Source organism: Enterobacter sp. WPR_3_1 (genome assembly GCF_003635055.1).
Lineage (GTDB): Bacteria > Pseudomonadota > Gammaproteobacteria > Enterobacterales > Enterobacteriaceae > Enterobacter > Enterobacter ludwigii.
In genome coordinates this window covers 37,404-54,577 of the sequence record NZ_RBXU01000015.1, presented here as the reverse complement: position 1 = coordinate 54,577, position 17,174 = coordinate 37,404, and the positions used below count along the sequence as shown (strand labels likewise).

The 17,174-nt window shown below is 54.9% G+C and carries 14 protein-coding genes; 9 read left to right on the top strand and 5 right to left on the bottom strand.

Going from position 1 to position 17,174, the window contains the following annotated elements; translation table 11 throughout:
• Nucleotides 1–5 precede the first annotated feature (5 nt).
• From ycfP to BJ887_RS21085, 3 genes are all read left to right on the top strand, one after another.
• Nucleotides 6–548: an alpha/beta hydrolase YcfP gene (ycfP, locus tag BJ887_RS21095; protein ID WP_121340389.1), complete on the top strand. Its 543-nt coding sequence runs from the start codon at nucleotides 6–8 to the stop codon at nucleotides 546–548.
• 238 nt (nucleotides 549–786) lie between these two features.
• Nucleotides 787–2,091 carry an NAD(P)/FAD-dependent oxidoreductase gene (locus BJ887_RS21090; protein WP_121340388.1) on the top strand — a complete coding sequence of 435 codons (1,305 nt, stop codon included), beginning with the start codon at nucleotides 787–789 and terminating at the stop codon, nucleotides 2,089–2,091.
• Between the two features lie 192 nt (nucleotides 2,092–2,283).
• On the top strand, nucleotides 2,284–2,823 hold the full coding sequence (locus BJ887_RS21085; protein WP_008500779.1) for a glycine zipper 2TM domain-containing protein: 540 nt from the start codon (nucleotides 2,284–2,286) through the stop codon (nucleotides 2,821–2,823).
• Between the two features lie 59 nt (nucleotides 2,824–2,882).
• Here BJ887_RS21085 and comR read toward each other — a convergent pair whose 3' ends face one another.
• Complete coding sequence (comR, locus tag BJ887_RS21080) at nucleotides 2,883–3,518, bottom strand: TetR family copper-responsive transcriptional repressor ComR (RefSeq protein ID WP_014169591.1); 636 nt, start codon at nucleotides 3,516–3,518, stop codon at nucleotides 2,883–2,885.
• 244 nt (nucleotides 3,519–3,762) lie between these two features.
• Between comR and bhsA the strand changes: the two genes are divergently transcribed.
• A complete protein-coding gene (gene bhsA, locus BJ887_RS21075) occupies nucleotides 3,763–4,020 on the top strand; it encodes a multiple stress resistance protein BhsA (protein ID WP_013097102.1) in 258 nt (85 codons plus the stop codon).
• Nucleotides 4,021–4,099: 79 nt separating this feature from the next.
• Here the strand turns inward: bhsA and BJ887_RS21070 are convergent, their stop codons facing one another.
• From BJ887_RS21070 to BJ887_RS21060, 3 genes are all read right to left on the bottom strand, one after another.
• Nucleotides 4,100–5,065, bottom strand: coding sequence for a L,D-transpeptidase family protein (locus BJ887_RS21070; protein WP_044858705.1), 966 nt, complete (start codon nucleotides 5,063–5,065; stop codon nucleotides 4,100–4,102).
• Between the two features lie 149 nt (nucleotides 5,066–5,214).
• A complete protein-coding gene (mfd, locus tag BJ887_RS21065; RefSeq protein WP_025204447.1) occupies nucleotides 5,215–8,661 on the bottom strand; it encodes a transcription-repair coupling factor in 3,447 nt (1,148 codons plus the stop codon).
• Between the two features lie 148 nt (nucleotides 8,662–8,809).
• The gene (locus BJ887_RS21060) at nucleotides 8,810–9,883 is read right to left on the bottom strand and encodes an acyltransferase family protein (RefSeq protein WP_121340387.1); all 1,074 of its coding nucleotides are present in this window, start codon (nucleotides 9,881–9,883) and stop codon (nucleotides 8,810–8,812) included.
• A 256-nt stretch (nucleotides 9,884–10,139) separates the two neighbouring features.
• Between BJ887_RS21060 and lolC the strand changes: the two genes are divergently transcribed.
• Genes lolC through cobB form a run of 5 tightly spaced genes read left to right on the top strand, consistent with a single transcriptional unit; the run spans nucleotide 10,140 to nucleotide 15,079 of the window.
• On the top strand, nucleotides 10,140–11,339 hold the full coding sequence (lolC, locus tag BJ887_RS21055; RefSeq protein ID WP_025204446.1) for a lipoprotein-releasing ABC transporter permease subunit LolC: 1,200 nt from the start codon (nucleotides 10,140–10,142) through the stop codon (nucleotides 11,337–11,339).
• The gene (gene lolD / locus BJ887_RS21050; protein WP_025204445.1) at nucleotides 11,332–12,033 is read left to right on the top strand and encodes a lipoprotein-releasing ABC transporter ATP-binding protein LolD; all 702 of its coding nucleotides are present in this window, start codon (nucleotides 11,332–11,334) and stop codon (nucleotides 12,031–12,033) included. The genes lolC and lolD overlap by 8 nt, the downstream gene beginning before the upstream one ends.
• A complete protein-coding gene (lolE, locus tag BJ887_RS21045) occupies nucleotides 12,033–13,277 on the top strand; it encodes a lipoprotein-releasing ABC transporter permease subunit LolE (protein WP_014169597.1) in 1,245 nt (414 codons plus the stop codon). The genes lolD and lolE overlap by 1 nt, the downstream gene beginning before the upstream one ends.
• A gap of 54 nt (nucleotides 13,278–13,331) precedes the next feature.
• Entirely contained in the window at nucleotides 13,332–14,243 is a 912-nt protein-coding gene (nagK, locus tag BJ887_RS21040; RefSeq protein WP_025204444.1) for an N-acetylglucosamine kinase, read from the top strand.
• A 14-nt stretch (nucleotides 14,244–14,257) separates the two neighbouring features.
• Nucleotides 14,258–15,079, top strand: coding sequence for a Sir2 family NAD+-dependent deacetylase (cobB, locus tag BJ887_RS21035; RefSeq protein ID WP_014169599.1), 822 nt, complete (start codon nucleotides 14,258–14,260; stop codon nucleotides 15,077–15,079).
• A 47-nt stretch (nucleotides 15,080–15,126) separates the two neighbouring features.
• Here the strand turns inward: cobB and BJ887_RS21030 are convergent, their stop codons facing one another.
• Nucleotides 15,127–17,058, bottom strand: coding sequence for a methyl-accepting chemotaxis protein (locus tag BJ887_RS21030; RefSeq protein WP_121340386.1), 1,932 nt, complete (start codon nucleotides 17,056–17,058; stop codon nucleotides 15,127–15,129).
• Nucleotides 17,059–17,174 lie beyond the last annotated feature (116 nt).

The window sequence follows — 17,174 nt, the reverse complement described above, 5'->3', positions numbered from 1 at the left end:
AGACAATGATCATCTATTTACACGGTTTTGACTCAAACAGTCCTGGTAATCATGAGAAGGTCCTGCAGCTGCAGTTTATCGATCCGGATGTCCGGCTGATCAGTTACAGCACACGCCATCCAAAGCATGATATGCAGCACCTGCTCAAAGAGGTGGACAAGATGTTGCAGCTCAACATCGATGACCGTCCGCTGATTTGTGGCGTGGGATTAGGTGGCTACTGGGCAGAGCGGATTGGATTCCTGTGCGATATCCGCCAGGTGGTGTTCAATCCTAATCTTTTCCCGAATGAGAACATGGAAGGTAAAATTGACCGCCCTGAAGAGTATGTCGATATTGCCACCAAGTGCGTCAGTAATTTTCGGGAGAAAAACCGCGACCGTTGTCTGGTGATCTTGTCGCGTAATGATGAAGCCCTTAACAGCCACCGGGCGGCTGAGTTGCTGCATCAATACTATGAAATTGTCTGGGATGAAGAACAGACCCACAAATTCAAGAACATCTCCCCGCATTTGCAGCGGATCAAAGCCTTCAAAACCCTGGGCTAATCCACTGCGTACGACCTGCCAGGCTCGGCCGCGAAAGCGCGCCGGGCTTTCTTTTTGTCCAGAATTGTCTACTTTTAAGCCATCAAAACTTGATGCATATCAATTTTGGTATGACCAATGCGCCTGACGTGGTATTCTCAATGCACCTGAATGGTTTCAGTGCTGTAACCTGTTGTTAATTAAGGGTTATTTTTATAACTTTTAATTAACAATTGGTTAATAATTTGAGGGGGTCACGTTGACTACGCCATTGAAAAAGATAGTGATTGTCGGCGGTGGTGCTGGCGGGCTGGAGCTGGCTACACAGTTAGGCAAGAAGCTCGGTCGCGGCAAAAAAGCCAAAATTACGCTGGTGGATCGTAACCACAGCCATCTGTGGAAACCGCTGTTGCACGAAGTGGCGACCGGTTCACTGGATGAGGGCGTGGACGCGCTGAGCTATCTGGCACATGCGCGCAATCACCATTTCCAGTTCCAGCTGGGCTCCGTGGTGGATATCAATCGTGAGAGCAAAACCATTACCCTGGCAGAGCTGCGCGATGAAAAAGGGGATCTGCTGGTTCCTGAGCGCAAACTGCCGTATGACACGCTGGTCATGGCGCTGGGCAGTACCTCCAATGACTTCAACACACCAGGTGTAAAAGAGCACTGTATCTTCCTCGATAACCCACATCAGGCACGTCGTTTCCACCAGGAAATGCTGAACCTGTTCCTGAAGTACACCAGCAATATGGGTGCGAACGGGAAGGTTAATATCGCGATTGTTGGTGGGGGTGCGACGGGCGTCGAGCTTTCTGCTGAGCTGCACAACGCGGTGAAACAGCTGCACAGCTACGGCTATAAAGGCTTAACCAATGACGCGCTGAACGTGACGCTGGTTGAAGCGGGTGAACGTATCCTGCCGGCGCTGCCTCCGCGCATTTCCGGTGCGGCGCATAATGAACTGACCAAGCTGGGCGTGCGGGTTCTGACCCAAACCATGGTAACCAGCGCGGACGGCGGCGGCCTGCATACCAAAGATGGCGAGTACATCAAAGCAGACCTGATGGTCTGGGCTGCTGGCATCAAAGCACCTGATTTTATGAAAGAGATTGGCGGGCTGGAAACGAACCGTATTAACCAGCTGGTGACCGAGCCGACCCTGCAAACCACACGCGATCCGGACATTTTCGCCATCGGCGACTGTGCTTCCTGCGCGCGTCCGGAGGGCGGTTTTGTGCCTCCGCGTGCTCAGGCAGCGCACCAGATGGCAAGCCTGGTACTGCACAATATTCTGGCGCAGTACAAAGGTAAGCCGATGAAAGCCTATGTCTATAAAGACCATGGTTCTCTGGTATCGCTCTCGAACTTCTCTACCGTCGGCAGCCTGATGGGTAACCTGATGCGCGGCTCCATGATGGTGGAAGGGCGTATTGCACGCTTTGTCTATATCTCGCTCTATCGTATGCACCAGATTGCCCTGCACGGTTACTTCAAAACCGGGCTGATGATGCTGGTGGGACGAATCAACCGCGTTATTCGACCACGCCTGAAGCTGCACTAATATTCTCTCCCTCCGGGGCCTCCGGAGGGGATTTTTAGCATATCATGCTGCTCATCGTACATTGAGTGCTTAAGAGTTCTCCTAAACACGATATATCTCTCCTCCACGTCCACTTTTTGATCCTTTGTCTTATTGGCGAAGCGCGACCTGCATTGCAAAATTGTTACCAATAGCAACAAAGGAGGAAGTCCCGTGAATAAATCAATGTTGGCGGGTATAGGGATTGGCGTCGCTGCTGCGTTAGGTGTGGCTGCCGTTGCCAGTCTCAACGTACTGGATCGCGGCCCACAATACGCACAGGTCGTGTCTGCTACCCCCATTAAAGAAACCGTGAAAACGCCTCGTCAGGAGTGCCGTAACGTCTCCGTGACCCATCGCCGTCCGGTACAGGATGAAAACCGTATCGCCGGTTCAGTACTGGGTGCGGTTGCCGGTGGTGTGATTGGCCATCAGTTTGGTGGTGGTCGTGGTAAAGATGTGGCGACCGTGGTCGGCGCGCTGGGCGGCGGCTATGCCGGTAACCAGGTGCAGGGCGCTATGCAGGATAACGACACGTACACGACGACTCAGCAGCGCTGCAAAACCGTCTATGACAAGTCGGAGAAAATGCTGGGTTACGACGTGACGTACAAAATTGGCGATCAGCAGGGCAAGATCCGCATGGATAAAGACCCGGGCACTCAAATTCCGCTGGATGGAAACGGCCAGCTGGTACTGAATAACAAAGTGTAAAAAAGATGTTCTCTGAACTTAGCTCCTCAAGCGCTCAGGCTGAGGAGCTTTTTTTTACGTCAGATTTTAAGCAGTTCAGGCCACAGTTTCAGCGTGGTCGCGGTAATGGTTTGCAGTTTTTCCAGCGTAGCCCCTTCACGGGCGCTTATCGACATACCCTGCAAAATACAGTTCAGGTATTGCGCCAGCATCTGTGGATTGCAATGCGCAGGAATTTCACCTCGTTGTTGGCGCTGAGACAGGAACGCGCTTAGCGTCTCTTCCTGCATGGCATGGCGCGATTTCACCGTGTTGGCAATCTCTTTTGAGGAGGCCGCAAGGGTGGCAGAGGTGTTAATCATAAAGCAACCCGCAGGGGTATCTTTACTGGTGAAGCAGGTCGCGACGGTGGTGAAATAGTCCCGTAGCGCCTGTTCGACGCTTTTCTCTTCACAAAATAGCTGGGCTTCGTGTTTCGCCGCAAAGCGCGAAATGTATCTGTCCAGCACCGCCCTGAACAGCCCCTCTTTATTGGTGAATTCAGCATACAGCGTGGGTGCTTTGGCACCGGTAGCTTCCACCAGATCGGAAAGCGAGGTCGCTTCATACCCATGTTGCCAGAAGAGAGTCATGGCCTTATCAAGCGCTGCATCCCTGTCGAACACTTTTGGTCGGCCACGGCTTTTCTTCGCGCAACTCGTCACGTCGGTTGTCATTTGCCGTTGGTCCTCTGTTGGTTTGTTGAATAATCATTATAAAAATAATCGCGGGTGACCACCAGCACTGATGAGAGAAAAATAAATTAATCATATGGGTATGAAAAATAACGGATTTAAAATTTAATTAATGTTCGTTATAAAAAGATGTTGACGCGTGAGCTGGATCACATTTATGATTTACATATCGATCGTTAACTAAATAGCTAACGACCTCCAAATCATCTGCCCAAAGGTAAAAATCATGAAAAACGTAAAAACCCTCATCGCTGCTGCTGTTCTGAGTTCACTTTCTTTCGCAAGCTTCGCTGCTGTTGAAGTGCAATCAACCCCTGCTGACCAGCATAAAGTCGGGACTATCTCTGCTTCTGCCGGGACTAACCTGGGCTCACTGGAAGATCAGCTGGCGCAGAAAGCTGACGAGATGGGTGCAAAATCTTTCCGCATCACCTCAGTGACCGGTCCTAACACCCTGCACGGCACCGCTGTTATCTACAAATAAGCCTGGCTAAACCCTCATTTATGCCACTGCGATGCCACTGTAAAAAAGCCCTGCTCAGCAGGGCTTTTTTTATTGGGGATCACATCGACTGCTGGGTGACATCCTGATGCCGGGTGACATCGGTGGGCATCCCGGAACGCGCCTCCATCGCACGCTCCATCACGATGCCATCCGTGCGGGCATTCGTTTTAAAGCTCACCATCGCGGCATTCAGATTAATTGGCAGTGTCTGCGGATCGTCGCCAATGTTTTTCGATAACGGCTGGTGAATTTCAACCAGTCTTACGCCACCCGGCTCCTCAGAAACCTTAATGGGCGTATTAATAATATTCACTCGGGTACCAGGCGTGATCACGCTATAGAGCGTCTTGATATCATCATCGCGCAGACGAATACAGCCGGAACTGACGCGCATCCCGATACCGAAATCCGCATTTGTTCCATGCAGAAGGTAAACGCCACCATAGGCCGCAAGACGGATCGCGTGGTGACCCATCGGATTCTCCGGACCCGCTGGCACCACAGCCGGCAAATCAATTCCCTGTGCTTTATAGCGAGCACGAATATTAGCCGTTGGCGTCCAGGTTGGGTTGGCACGTTTATCCGATACGGTGGTGACCATTGTTGGGGTCAGCGTGTCGCCGCCCAGCTGGCCAATACCGATTGGATAAACGGTGACTTCATTTTTACCCGGCGGGTAATAGTAAAGACGCAGCTCGGCAAGGTTTATCACGATCCCTTCGCGCGCTACATCCGGGAGAAGGGTCTGCAACGGGATGGTCAGGACGCTGCCAGCGCGTGGCACATAGGGATCGACGCCAGGGTTAGCCTGCAGCAGAGCCAGAAAGCCTACGTTATATTTTTTGGCAATCGCTTCGAGCGATCCCCCATTATTTTCAACCACATGAAAACGGTTTTCGCCCACGACCTTGCTGCCAGCAGGGGGAAGAGGCCAGGTATTTGCGCGTGCAGGAAGCGCAACAGCTACCGTTGCTGCCAGCGCAAACACGGTTATCCAGCGGGTAAAACGCGAAGAGGTCATCATCACCATAATCCATATAAATAATAAGGTTATTGTTTTATAAGGCGTTAACGATAATTATGGCGAATGGGTATGTCGGGAAATCCAGGTGAAGTGCAAAGAGTTTGTAAATTGTCCCCCCGTAAGCATTGCGCCAACGGGGGGAAGGGGAATTATGCGACAGCGTTCTCTTCCAGCTGACGCATAAAGTGACGAACCCACTCCATCCGGTTTTTACGATCCGTCAGCTCCTGCGTAAATTTCAGACGCGTTGGACCATCCAGACGGAAATGCTGCGGCTGTTTCTGGAGCAGACCGATTAGCCACATCGGATTAACGTGATTCTTCTCGGCAAATTCAATCACGCCACCTTTTTCATTGCCTTCGAGCTTACGAATGCCCAGCTTCTGTGCCTGCTGGCGCAGCCTCGCAATATCCAGCAGGTTTCTCGCGGCATCCGGCAACAGGCCAAAGCGATCGATCAGCTCTACCTTAATTTCATCCAGTTCGTTCTCATTTTTCGCACTGGCGATACGTTTGTAGAACGACAGACGCGTGTTCACATCCGGAATAAAATCATCCGGTAGCAGGGAAGGCATGCGCAGTTCCACCTCAGTTTGCTGGCTGGTCAGATCTTCCAGCGATGGCTCACGTCCGGCCTTCAGGGCATCGACCGCATTTTCCAGCAGCTCCATATAGAGCGAGAAGCCGATGGTTTCCATCGAGCCGCTCTGGTCTTCGCCCAGAAGTTCACCTGCACCGCGGATCTCAAGGTCGTGTGTCGCCAGCGCGAAGCCCGCGCCCAGATCTTCCAGCGATGCGATAGCCTCCAGACGTTTTTGCGCATCGGTGGTCATCGCTTTCGGATGCGGGGTTAGCAGCCAGGCGTAGGCCTGATGGTGCGAGCGGCCAACGCGGCCACGCAGCTGGTGAAGCTGCGCCAGTCCAAAGTGATCCGCGCGCTCAATAATGATGGTATTGGCCGTCGGAATATCGATCCCGGTCTCAATGATGGTGGTACACACCAGGACGTTAAAGCGCTGGTGGTGGAAATCGTTCATCACCCGCTCCAGCTCGCGCTCGCGCATTTGACCGTGACCGATAGCGATGCGCGCTTCCGGCACCAGTTCTGCCAGCCTGTCCGCCGCTTTCTGGATATTTTCCACGTCGTTATAGAGATAATAGACCTGACCCCCGCGCAGTACTTCACGCAGAATAGCCTCGCGGACGACCAGGTTGTCGTACTCACGAACAAAGGTTTTTACCGCCAGACGACGTGCCGGCGGCGTGGCGATAATTGACAGGTCACGCATGCCGCTCATCGCCATATTCAGCGTTCGCGGAATCGGTGTGGCGGTCAGGGTGAGGATATCGACGTCGGCACGCATCGCTTTAATACGCTCTTTATGACGGACCCCAAAGCGGTGTTCTTCATCGACGATCAACAGCCCCAGATCTTTCCACTTCACATCACTCTGCAGCAGCTTGTGGGTGCCGATCAGAATATCGATCTTACCCTCGCTGGCCTGTTCCAGAATCTGCGTCTGCTCTTTGGTGCTGCGAAAACGTGACAGCATCTCAATACGAACCGGCCAGTTGGCGAAACGGTCGCGGAAGTTGTCAAAATGCTGCTGGGCGAGCAGGGTGGTAGGCACCAGCACCGCGACCTGTTTGTTGTTTTCTACAGCGAGGAAGGCGGCGCGCATCGCCACTTCGGTTTTGCCGAAGCCGACATCGCCGCAAACCAGCCTGTCCATCGCCAGCGGCTGGCACATGTCGCTCAGCACAGCATTAATGGCCTGGGCCTGATCCGGGGTGGTTTCAAACGGGAAGCTATCGCAGAACATCTGGTACTGTTGTTTATCATGCCTGAAGGCAAAGCCTTCTTTGGCCGCGCGTTGGGCGTAGATATCCAGCAGCTCTGCCGCCACATCACGCACTTTTTCCGCGGCTTTCTGCCGCGCGCGCGCCCAGGCGTCGCCGCCCAGTTTATGTAATGGCGCATGGTCTTCTGCACCGCCGGCATAGCGGCTGATGAGATGCAGGGAAGAGACCGGCACATAGAGTTTGGCGTCATTGGCGTAGGTCAGCATCAGGTATTCGCCCTTGATGCCACCGGCTTCCAGCGTCGTCATGCCCTGATAACGGCCAACTCCGTGCTCGAGGTGAACAATCGGCTGGCCGGGGTGCAGTTCGGCGAGGTTACGGATCAGCGTGTCCGGATTAATGGTGCGACGGCTGTCCTGACGGCGGCGCGCCACGCGTTCCCCCAGCAGGTCGCTTTCGCAAATCAGCGCCAGATTGTTGAGAGTATCCACAAACCCGTGCTCGGCGGAGCCAATCATCAGATAACGGCCATTACCGGTGGCTTCACTCAGGCGCAAAATACGTTTCGGGGCAATTTTGATCCGCCCCAGCAGTTCACCCAGCGCTTCCCGGCGGCCTTCGCTTTCAACGGAGAACACGACCGGCCCGGTAAAGGATTCGAGGAACTTGCGCAGATTATCCAGCGGCGACTTCTGCTGCGCCTGAACGGATAAATCCGGTAGCGTGCGGAAGGCGAGGTTGGTATTGGCGGCCTTGTCGGCGAGCGAATCGGTTTTGAGCTGCATACGCGGCCAGCGTTTCAGCTCGGCGTTCAGCTCATCAGTGCGCAGCCACAGCACTTCCGGTGGCAACAGCGGACGCATCGGGTCCACGCCCCGGTTTTCAAAGCGGGCGCGAGTTTCGCTCTCAAAACGGCTGGCGCTGGCGTCGATATCACCGGTGTTAACAATCAGCGTATTGGCCGGGAAATAGCTGAACAGCGCGGGCAGAGGCTCGTTAAAGAACAGCGGCTGCCAGTATTCAATCCCCGCCGGCAGCGTCCCTTTGCTGACCTGCTGATAGATATGTTCGGCATCGCGTTTAACGTCGAATCTGTCGCGCCACTGGCTGCGGAACAGCTCGATTGCGGTTTTGTCGGTCGGGAACTCATGTGCGGGCAGTAAATTGATGGAGTCCACTTCTTCCAGCGTGCGCTGCGTGTCGGCGTCGAACACGCGCAGGCTATCGATTTCATCATCGAAGAAATCCAGACGATACGGCTGGTCGCTGCCCATCGGGTAAAGATCGAGCAGTGCACCACGCGTGGCATATTCCCCGTGCTCCATCACCTGATCGACATGGCGATAACCGGCGCTGTCGAGCTGCGCGCGCAGGGCGTCCCGGGACAGGCGCTGGCCTTTTTTCATCACCAGCGCATGGCCATGAAGATAGCTGTGCGGACAGACCCGCTGCATCAGGGTGTTTACGGGGACGATCAGCACGCCGCGCTGCATCGTCGGTAACTGATACAGGGTCGACAGACGAGAGGAGATGATCTCCTGGTGCGGCGAGAAACTGTCATAGGGCAGCGTTTCCCAGTCGGCCAGACTGAACACCAGATTGTCAGTGAACTGGCGGATTTCATCATGCAGGCGCAGGGCATTTTGCATATCCGGGGCAACCAGTACCACCGGACCCGGGTGTCGCTCAGCGATTTCTGCCACCAGCGTGGCGCACGCCGCGCCAGTAAGTTCGCCCAGCTGGCGCTGATCGCCCGCTTTGACAGGCAAGGAATATCGATAGTGTTCAGGCATGGCTATGTCAGAGTCTCTTGGGGATATACCAACAGTATTGGGGCATATCACTGATACGCAATGTCTTTATTATCCTCGATCGTTTTACATAATCAAACCGGAACCGCACAGGGAGGAAATTCGCCCCCAAAAGGGGGCGAAAAGCGCATCAGCGGCTGGCCGATGACGGAGAAAGCGTGGAAGGCGGGGAGAAGAACACATCACCAAACAGTGCGCTGGAGACCTTACGCACCCCAAGCCCGGCAAGGGTGCAGAGCAACAGGCTGGCAAACGGGTAGACCAGAATCAACGTCAGCTCCGCCCAGACCGGCCAGTATGCGGCATTCATCTCACCAATCAGGAACAGGCTAAAGGCCTCAATCAGGATGCGATGGGTGGTATAAATCGCGATGGTATTAGAACCGATCACGTTAAGCAGATTATTAGGATGGACGGCATAACGTTGCTCAATGCTGTAGAAAAGCTTCATGATCAACACAATCGACAGCAGGGAGAGCAGCAGCGGGACGTTAGCAAACCACAGCACCACAGAGACGGCAGCGAACGCGGCTAACGCCAGCCAGGCGCGACGCAGATTGAACCCTTTCATCCACGCCATCAGCTCAGCGCCATACCACGCGCCGAGGCTGTAGTAGATCATGTTGCGCACCACGCTGTTCATTCCCCACCACGGCAGCGGCAGGAAGTTTATCGCGACGCTCGCCAGTGCCAGCAGCCCCAGTACCGGCAGCTTCCAGCGGCTCAGCAGTTTACACAGCGTGAAATAGACCACCAGGGCATACAGATACCAGAGACTGGTGCTGGCGGTGAGCATTCCCTTCACAAACCCGGAAAGGGAATCGGCATAGGCCGCATTGGAGGAAGTGGCCAGTTCACGCTCGGGAGCAAGCCAGGCGTTGAGGTGGCTCAGCGCCTGCCATTGCAGAACGCCCCACAGCGCCAGTACCCAGACAATGCTCCAGATCCGTTTATCGAGACTGGTACGCCAGTCCACCTCATCGATGTAACGTCGAATCAGATAGCCGGAAATGAAGAAAAACACCGGCATGCGGAAGGGAGCAAGATAGAGATTAAAATAGACCCAACATTTGGCGAGAAGACCGGATAACGGATGTTGTAACCCATTGAGATGGGGATAAAAGGTGATGACTGAATGGTAGATAACCACCAGGCAGATACACAGCCCTTTTATCTGGTTAATCCATAATGCTTTTTGCTTCATTGTTCGCGACTACCTTTTTGCCATAAACGAACGAACAATTGTTGTTAAACAAAACCGTGATGTAACGGGTAACAGTCTGTATCAGGAGGTTTTTCGGAAAAGGTGGAGGCTGTACAGGGAGGTTTCAGAGAGTAGTACCCTGATTTATCTGAATTTTTCAGAAAAATGATTACCAAAGCTTACGGTTTCAGTCATTTACGCTTAAGGGATTCGCTTATATACTCGTGGGTCTGCTATCAGCAAACAGACGGATTTCATGTACCAACCTGTCGCACTCTTCATAGGCTTACGTTACATGCGTGGGCGCGCCGCGGACCGCTTCGGTCGCTTTGTCTCCTGGCTTTCGACTATTGGCATTACGCTTGGCGTAATGGCTCTGGTGACGGTTCTCTCCGTCATGAACGGCTTTGAGCGCGAGCTGCAAAACAACATTCTGGGGCTGATGCCGCAGGCTATCCTCTCCTCAACCAACGGTTCCGTTAACCCACAACAGCTCCCGGAAAGCGCGGCGAAGTTACAGGGTGTCACGCGCGTTGCGCCGTTAACCACGGGCGATGTGGTGCTGCAAAGCGCCCGTAGCGTGGCGGTCGGCGTGATGCTGGGCATTGACCCGGCGCAAAACGACCCGCTGACGCCGTTCCTCGTGAACGTGAAGCAGACCGACCTGGAAGCCGGCAAATATAACGTGATCCTCGGCGAGCAACTGGCCGGGCAGCTTGGCGTCAACCGTGGCGACCAGCTGCGCGTAATGGTACCGTCGGCCAGTCAGTTTACGCCGATGGGACGTTTGCCAAGCCAGCGCTTGTTTACGGTGGTTGGCACGTTTGCCGCCAACAGCGAAGTCGATGGTTATCAGATGCTGGTGAATATTCAGGACGCGTCACGTCTGATGCGCTATCCGGCGGGGAATATCACCGGCTGGCGCCTGTGGCTCGACGCCCCGCTAAAAGTGGATACCCTCAGCCAGCAAACGTTGCCGGAAGGGACCAAATGGCAGGACTGGCGTGAACGCAAAGGCGAGCTGTTCCAGGCCGTGCGGATGGAAAAAAATATGATGGGGCTGCTGCTGAGCCTGATCGTGGCGGTCGCGGCCTTCAACATCATCACCTCACTGGGGTTGATGGTGATGGAAAAGCAGGGTGAAGTCGCCATTCTGCAGACTCAGGGGCTAACGCCGCGCCAGATCATGGCGGTATTTATGGTGCAGGGTGCCAGTGCCGGGATTATCGGTGCGCTACTCGGTGCGGTGCTGGGGGCGCTGCTCGCCAGCCAGCTTAACAATTTAATGCCGATCATCGGCGCTCTGCTTGATGGTGCGGCGCTGCCCGTGGCTATCGAACCGTTACAGGTGATTGGAATTGCGCTGGCTGCGATGGCCATTGCGCTGCTTTCTACGCTTTATCCTTCCTGGCGCGCTGCCGCCACTCAACCCGCTGAGGCTTTACGTTATGAATAAGATCCTGTTGCAATGCGACAACCTGTCCAAACGCTATCAGGAAGGCACTGTGCAGACTGACGTGTTGCACAATGTGAGCTTCAGCGTGGGCGAAGGTGAGATGATGGCGATTGTGGGCAGTTCCGGCTCCGGGAAAAGTACGTTATTACACCTGCTCGGTGGACTGGATACACCCACCAGCGGTGACGTGATTTTCTCCGGCCAGCCGATGAGCAAAATGTCATCTGCGGCAAAAGCGGAGCTGCGTAACCGCGAGCTGGGCTTTATCTACCAGTTCCACCACCTGCTGCCGGATTTCACGGCGCTGGAAAACGTGGCGATGCCGCTGCTGATTGGTAAAAAGAAACCCGCAGAAATTACTACCCGCGCCAGCGATATGCTGAAAGCGGTTGGGCTTGGGCATCGCGGTAACCATCGTCCTTCTGAACTTTCCGGCGGTGAACGCCAGCGTGTGGCCATTGCGCGTGCGCTGGTCAACAATCCGCGCCTGGTACTGGCGGATGAGCCAACGGGTAACCTGGATGCCCGCAACGCGGACAGTATTTTCCAGCTGCTGGGTGAGTTGAATGCCTCGCAGGGAACCGCGTTTCTGGTGGTAACCCACGATCTCCAGCTGGCAAAACGGATGGGACGTCAGCTTGAGATGCGCGACGGTCATCTGAACCCAGAACTGACCCTGATGGGGGCGGAGTAATGGCTTCACCGTTATCGTTACTCATAGGGTTGCGTTTTAGCCGCGGACGTCGTCGCGGCGGCATGGTGTCACTGATCTCGGTGATCTCCACCATCGGTATTGCGCTGGGGGTGGCGGTGCTGATCGTGGGCCTTAGCGCCATGAACGGCTTTGAGCGTGAACTGAATAACCGCATCCTGGCGGTGGTCCCGCACGGTGAAATCGAACCGGTGAATCAGCCGTGGACGCACTGGAGCGATGCCCTGAGCAAAATTGAAAAAGTGCCAGGCATCGTGGCGGCCGCGCCTTACATTAACTTTACCGGGCTGGTCGAGAGCGGCGTTAACCTGCGCGCCATTCAGGTAAAAGGGGTGAACCCGGTGCAGGAAGAGCGCCTCAGCGCGTTGCCGAAATATGTGCAAAACGGCGCGTGGGCAAACTTTAAGGCCGGTGAACAGCAAATTATTATGGGCAAAGGCGTTGCCGAGGCCCTGAAGGTTAAGCAGGGCGACTGGGTCTCTATCATGATCCCGAACGCCAGTGCCGACCACAAGCTGCAGCAGCCTAAACGTGTACGCCTGCACGTCACCGGTATTCTTCAGTTAAGCGGCCAGCTCGATCACAGCTTTGCGATGGTGCCGATGGAAGATGCGCGCCAGTATCTCGACATGGCCGACAGCGTGACGGGGATTGCCATTAAGGTCAACGACGTCTTCAACGCCAATAAACTAGTGCGTGATGCCGGCAGCGTGACCAATAACTATGTCTACATCAAAAGCTGGATTGGCACTTACGGTTATATGTACCGTGATATCCAGATGATCCGCGCCATTATGTATCTGGCGATGGTGCTGGTGATTGGGGTCGCGTGCTTTAATATCGTTTCGACGCTGGTGATGGCGGTCAAAGACAAGAGCGGCGACATCGCCGTCCTGCGTACCCTGGGGGCAAAAGACGGTCTTATTCGCGCCATCTTTGTCTGGTACGGTCTGCTGGCTGGGCTGTTCGGGAGCCTCTGCGGCGTGGTGATTGGCGTGGTGGTTTCTCTGCAGCTGACGCCAATTATCAATGGCATCGAGGCGCTTATTGGCCACCAGTTCCTGTCGGGTGATATCTATTTTATTGACTTCCTGCCGTCTGAATTGCACTGGCTGGACGTTTTTTATGTGCTGGTAACGGCACTTTTACTGAGTCTGCTGGCAAGCTGGTATCCGGCGCGTCGCGCAAGCCGAATTGATCCGGCGAGGGTACTAAGTGGCCAGTAATTACGTCATGATTTAGCGGTCGTCAGGCCGCCAAATCAAAAAGAGGAATGCATGATGTATTATGGATTTGATATTGGCGGCACCAAAATTGCGCTGGGCGTGTTTGATAAAAACCTCAAACTGCAGTGGGAAACCCGCGTTCCCACACCACGCGAAAGCTACGATGAATTTTTAACTGCCATTGCCGCGCTGGTGGCGCAAGCTGATTCACGCTTTGGCGTGAAAGGCAGCGTCGGCATTGGTATTCCGGGAATGCCCGAAACTGACGATGGTACGCTGTATGCGGCCAACGTTCCTGCTGCCAGCGGTAAACCGCTGCGCGCCGATCTCTCCGCTCTGCTTGAACGCGACGTGCGTTTAGATAATGATGCCAACTGTTTTGCACTCTCTGAAGCCTGGGACGATGAGTTTCAGCGCTATCCTCTGGTGATGGGGCTGATCCTCGGCACGGGCGTAGGGGGAGGTATCGTCATCAACGGTAAGCCGATTACCGGGCGCAGTTACATTACGGGAGAGTTCGGCCATATCCGCCTGCCGGTTGATGCCCTGGCGGTCGTCGGGCGCGACTTCCCGCTGACCCGCTGCGGTTGCGGTCAGCATGGCTGTATTGAGAACTACCTCTCCGGACGTGGGTTTGCATGGCTTTACGAACACTTCTATCATCAGAAACTTGAAGCCCCTCAAATCATTACCTTGTGGGAGCAGGGGGATGCGCAGGCGCGAGAGCACGTTGAGCGCTATCTGGATCTGCTGGCGGTGTGTCTGGGAAATATTCTCACCATCGTCGACCCGGATCTGCTGGTGATTGGGGGAGGGCTTTCAAACTTTAGCGCGTTAACGGAACAGCTGTCCGGGCGTTTGCCCCGACATTTATTGCCGGTTGCCCGCGTGCCGCGTATTGAACGTGCGCGACACGGGGACGCAGGAGGGATGCGCGGAGCCGCATTCCTTCATCTCACCGATTAGTTTACGAGGTTTTTATGCTGTCGCGTCGCTTAGGTCGACTCAGCCGTTTTCGCAAAAATAAACGCCGCTTACGTGAGCGCTTGCGCCAGCGGATCTTTTTCAGAGACAGAATGATGCCAGAAGCGATGGATAAACCCAGAGTGGTGGTGCTGACCGGGGCGGGGATCTCCGCAGAGTCAGGTATTCGTACTTTCCGCGCTGCGGACGGGTTATGGGAAGAGCACCGTGTTGAGGATGTGGCGACGCCGGAAGGCTTTGCCCGCGATCCGGATCTTGTGCAGGCGTTTTATAACGCCCGCCGTCGTCAGCTGCAGCAGCCAGAGGTTGTGCCTAATCCGGCGCATCTGGCGCTGGCGAAGCTGGAAGAGGCGCTTGGCGATCGTTTTTTGCTGGTTACGCAGAATATCGACAATCTGCATGAACGGGCCGGTAACAAAAACATCATCCATATGCACGGTGAACTGCTGAAAGTTCGCTGCGCCTGGAGCGGTCAGGTGCTGGACTGGAAAGAGGACGTGCTGCCTGAAGATAAGTGCCACTGCTGCCAGTTTCCGTCGCGCCTGCGCCCGCATGTGGTCTGGTTTGGTGAAATGCCGCTTGGTATGGATGACATCTACAGCGCGCTGGCCATGGCGGATGTCTTTATCGCCATTGGCACGTCTGGCCATGTCTATCCGGCGGCCGGCTTTGTTCACGAAGCGCGGCTGCACGGTGCGCATACGGTTGAGCTGAATCTTGAGCCGAGCCAGGTGGGCAGCGAGTTCGAAGAGAAGCACTATGGCCTGGCCAGTACCGTCGTACCGGAGTTTGTCGATAAACTCCTGAAAGGGCTGTAATCGCGATAGCCTGAAAAGGCACCCGTCCTGCGGGTGCCTTTTTTTGTTTATGGCGTAAAGTACGCCAGCGTTTTCTCCAGCGATTTCGCCTGCTCGTCCAGAGACAGGGCCGCTGCCGAGATCTGCTGTACCAGGGACGCGTTCTGCTGGGTCGTGCTGTCCATCTGATTGACGGCAATGCTGACCTGGCTAATTCCCCGATTCTGCTCATCCAGAGCCTGAACAATATCGTTAATCACCAGATGCACATGCGACACGGCCTCAATGACCTGCTTCATCATGACGCCGGTTTCATTGACCAGCTCAACGCCTTTGCTGACACGGCCTGAAGACTCGGCTATCAGCTGGGAGATCTCTTTTGCCGCGTTGGCGCTTCGCTGGGCAAGGTTGCGCACTTCACCCGCCACCACTGCAAAACCGCGCCCCTGTTCGCCCGCGCGCGCCGCTTCTACGGCGGCATTCAGCGCCAGAATATTGGTCTGGAAGGCGATACCGTCCACAATGCTGTTGATCTCTCCAATCTTACGGGCGCTTTCGTCAATTTCCCCGATCACCACCACGACATCGTTGACCAGCGTCTCGCCATGTCCGGCAAGGGTCGCGGCGCGATCGGTAAGGGTGGTAGCTTTGTGCGCATTGTCGGCGTTATTTTTCACCGTGACCGAAATCTCTTCCATGCTGGCTGCGGTTTCGACAATCGCCGCTGCCTGTTCTTCGGTGCGTGAGGCCAGATCGAGATTGCCTGCCGAAATTTCACTGGTGCCACCGTGAACGGAGTGGCTGGCTTCGCTGATGTTACCCACGATGCGCTTGAGCTGCATTTGCATGGTGTGCAGGGCGTAAAAAATACTGCTGGTATCCCCGGGACGCACCGGGATAGCGTTGTTCAGGTCGCCTCCGGCCACGGCCAGCGCGATCCCGGCGGCATCTGACGGTTCGCCCCCCACCGGGCGGTCCACTTTACGGGTAAAGATTTGCGCCATGACCAGACTGACAACCACAATGCTTAACACCATCAGGAGGATGGCTTTCAGTAAAAATTGTCTTGCCTCGGCCATCACTTCGCTGACCGGGATGACGATAGCCAGCTTCCAGGGCGTCTGACTGTTGCCGATGGTAATCGCCTGCCAGGTGATAAATGCCTCTTCCTTCAGTTGAGGATCGTTTGTGCGTATCACCTCATCCCCTGTGACAGTTCCGGTGTAAGGCTTGCCTACGGCACGTTTATCCGGGCTGGAAACCACGCTGTTGCCCGCCGACAGAAGCAGGGCGTAGCCTGTACCGTTCCACGGTTTAATCGCCCCGATCATCGATTGCAGGGTAGCGAGTGAGAAATCCGACGTGACGGACCCCAGGAACTGACCCTCACGCATGATGGGGGCGGCAATCGAGGTGAGCATTACGTCCACCCCATTGTAGGGATAAATATAGGGTTCGATGATGACATCTTTTTGCCGTTGCTTCGGCAGCAGATAATAATCGCCGCTGCCGGGCGTTTCGATGTCCGTCAGCAGATGTAATGCCGGTTTGCCTGTGGCGTCACGGTCAACGTAGCGGGCGTAACGTCCGGCGGGATCTTCACCGCTCTGACCGGCAAAGGTGGCATCGTTGCCATCGAAGGCATCAGGTTCAAAGGCCATCGACATTGAAAGAAACTGAGGGTGCGCTGAGAGATAATGGATTAGCAGCTGGTTGAGTCCCTGTCGATCAGCGATGCCCGCGTCGCGCAGTGCCTGAGCGCTATTTCCCATGTCACGCGCGGCCGCCAGGGCGGAATCCATCTGTTTACTGACCTGCAAAGACTGCACTTCAGCAATCTGACGGATGTGTTTTTTAGCCAGCACTTCTTGCTGATCCATCCACTGCCACATCATAAAACCGATCGTTGCCGTAAAGCCCACCGTCACGGTGAGGAAAATGGACAATAGCATCAACGTCTTGACTCTTATTTTTTGTTTTCGGACCATGGCGTCTTTCATTCTCAACTCCCGTAATGACGTGCATGTCGGGCAGGCACAGATCACTTATCGGATATTTCGCCATGTTTCTGTAGAGCACCGGGTATATTTAATTTAAATTTTTGATCGCTAATTCC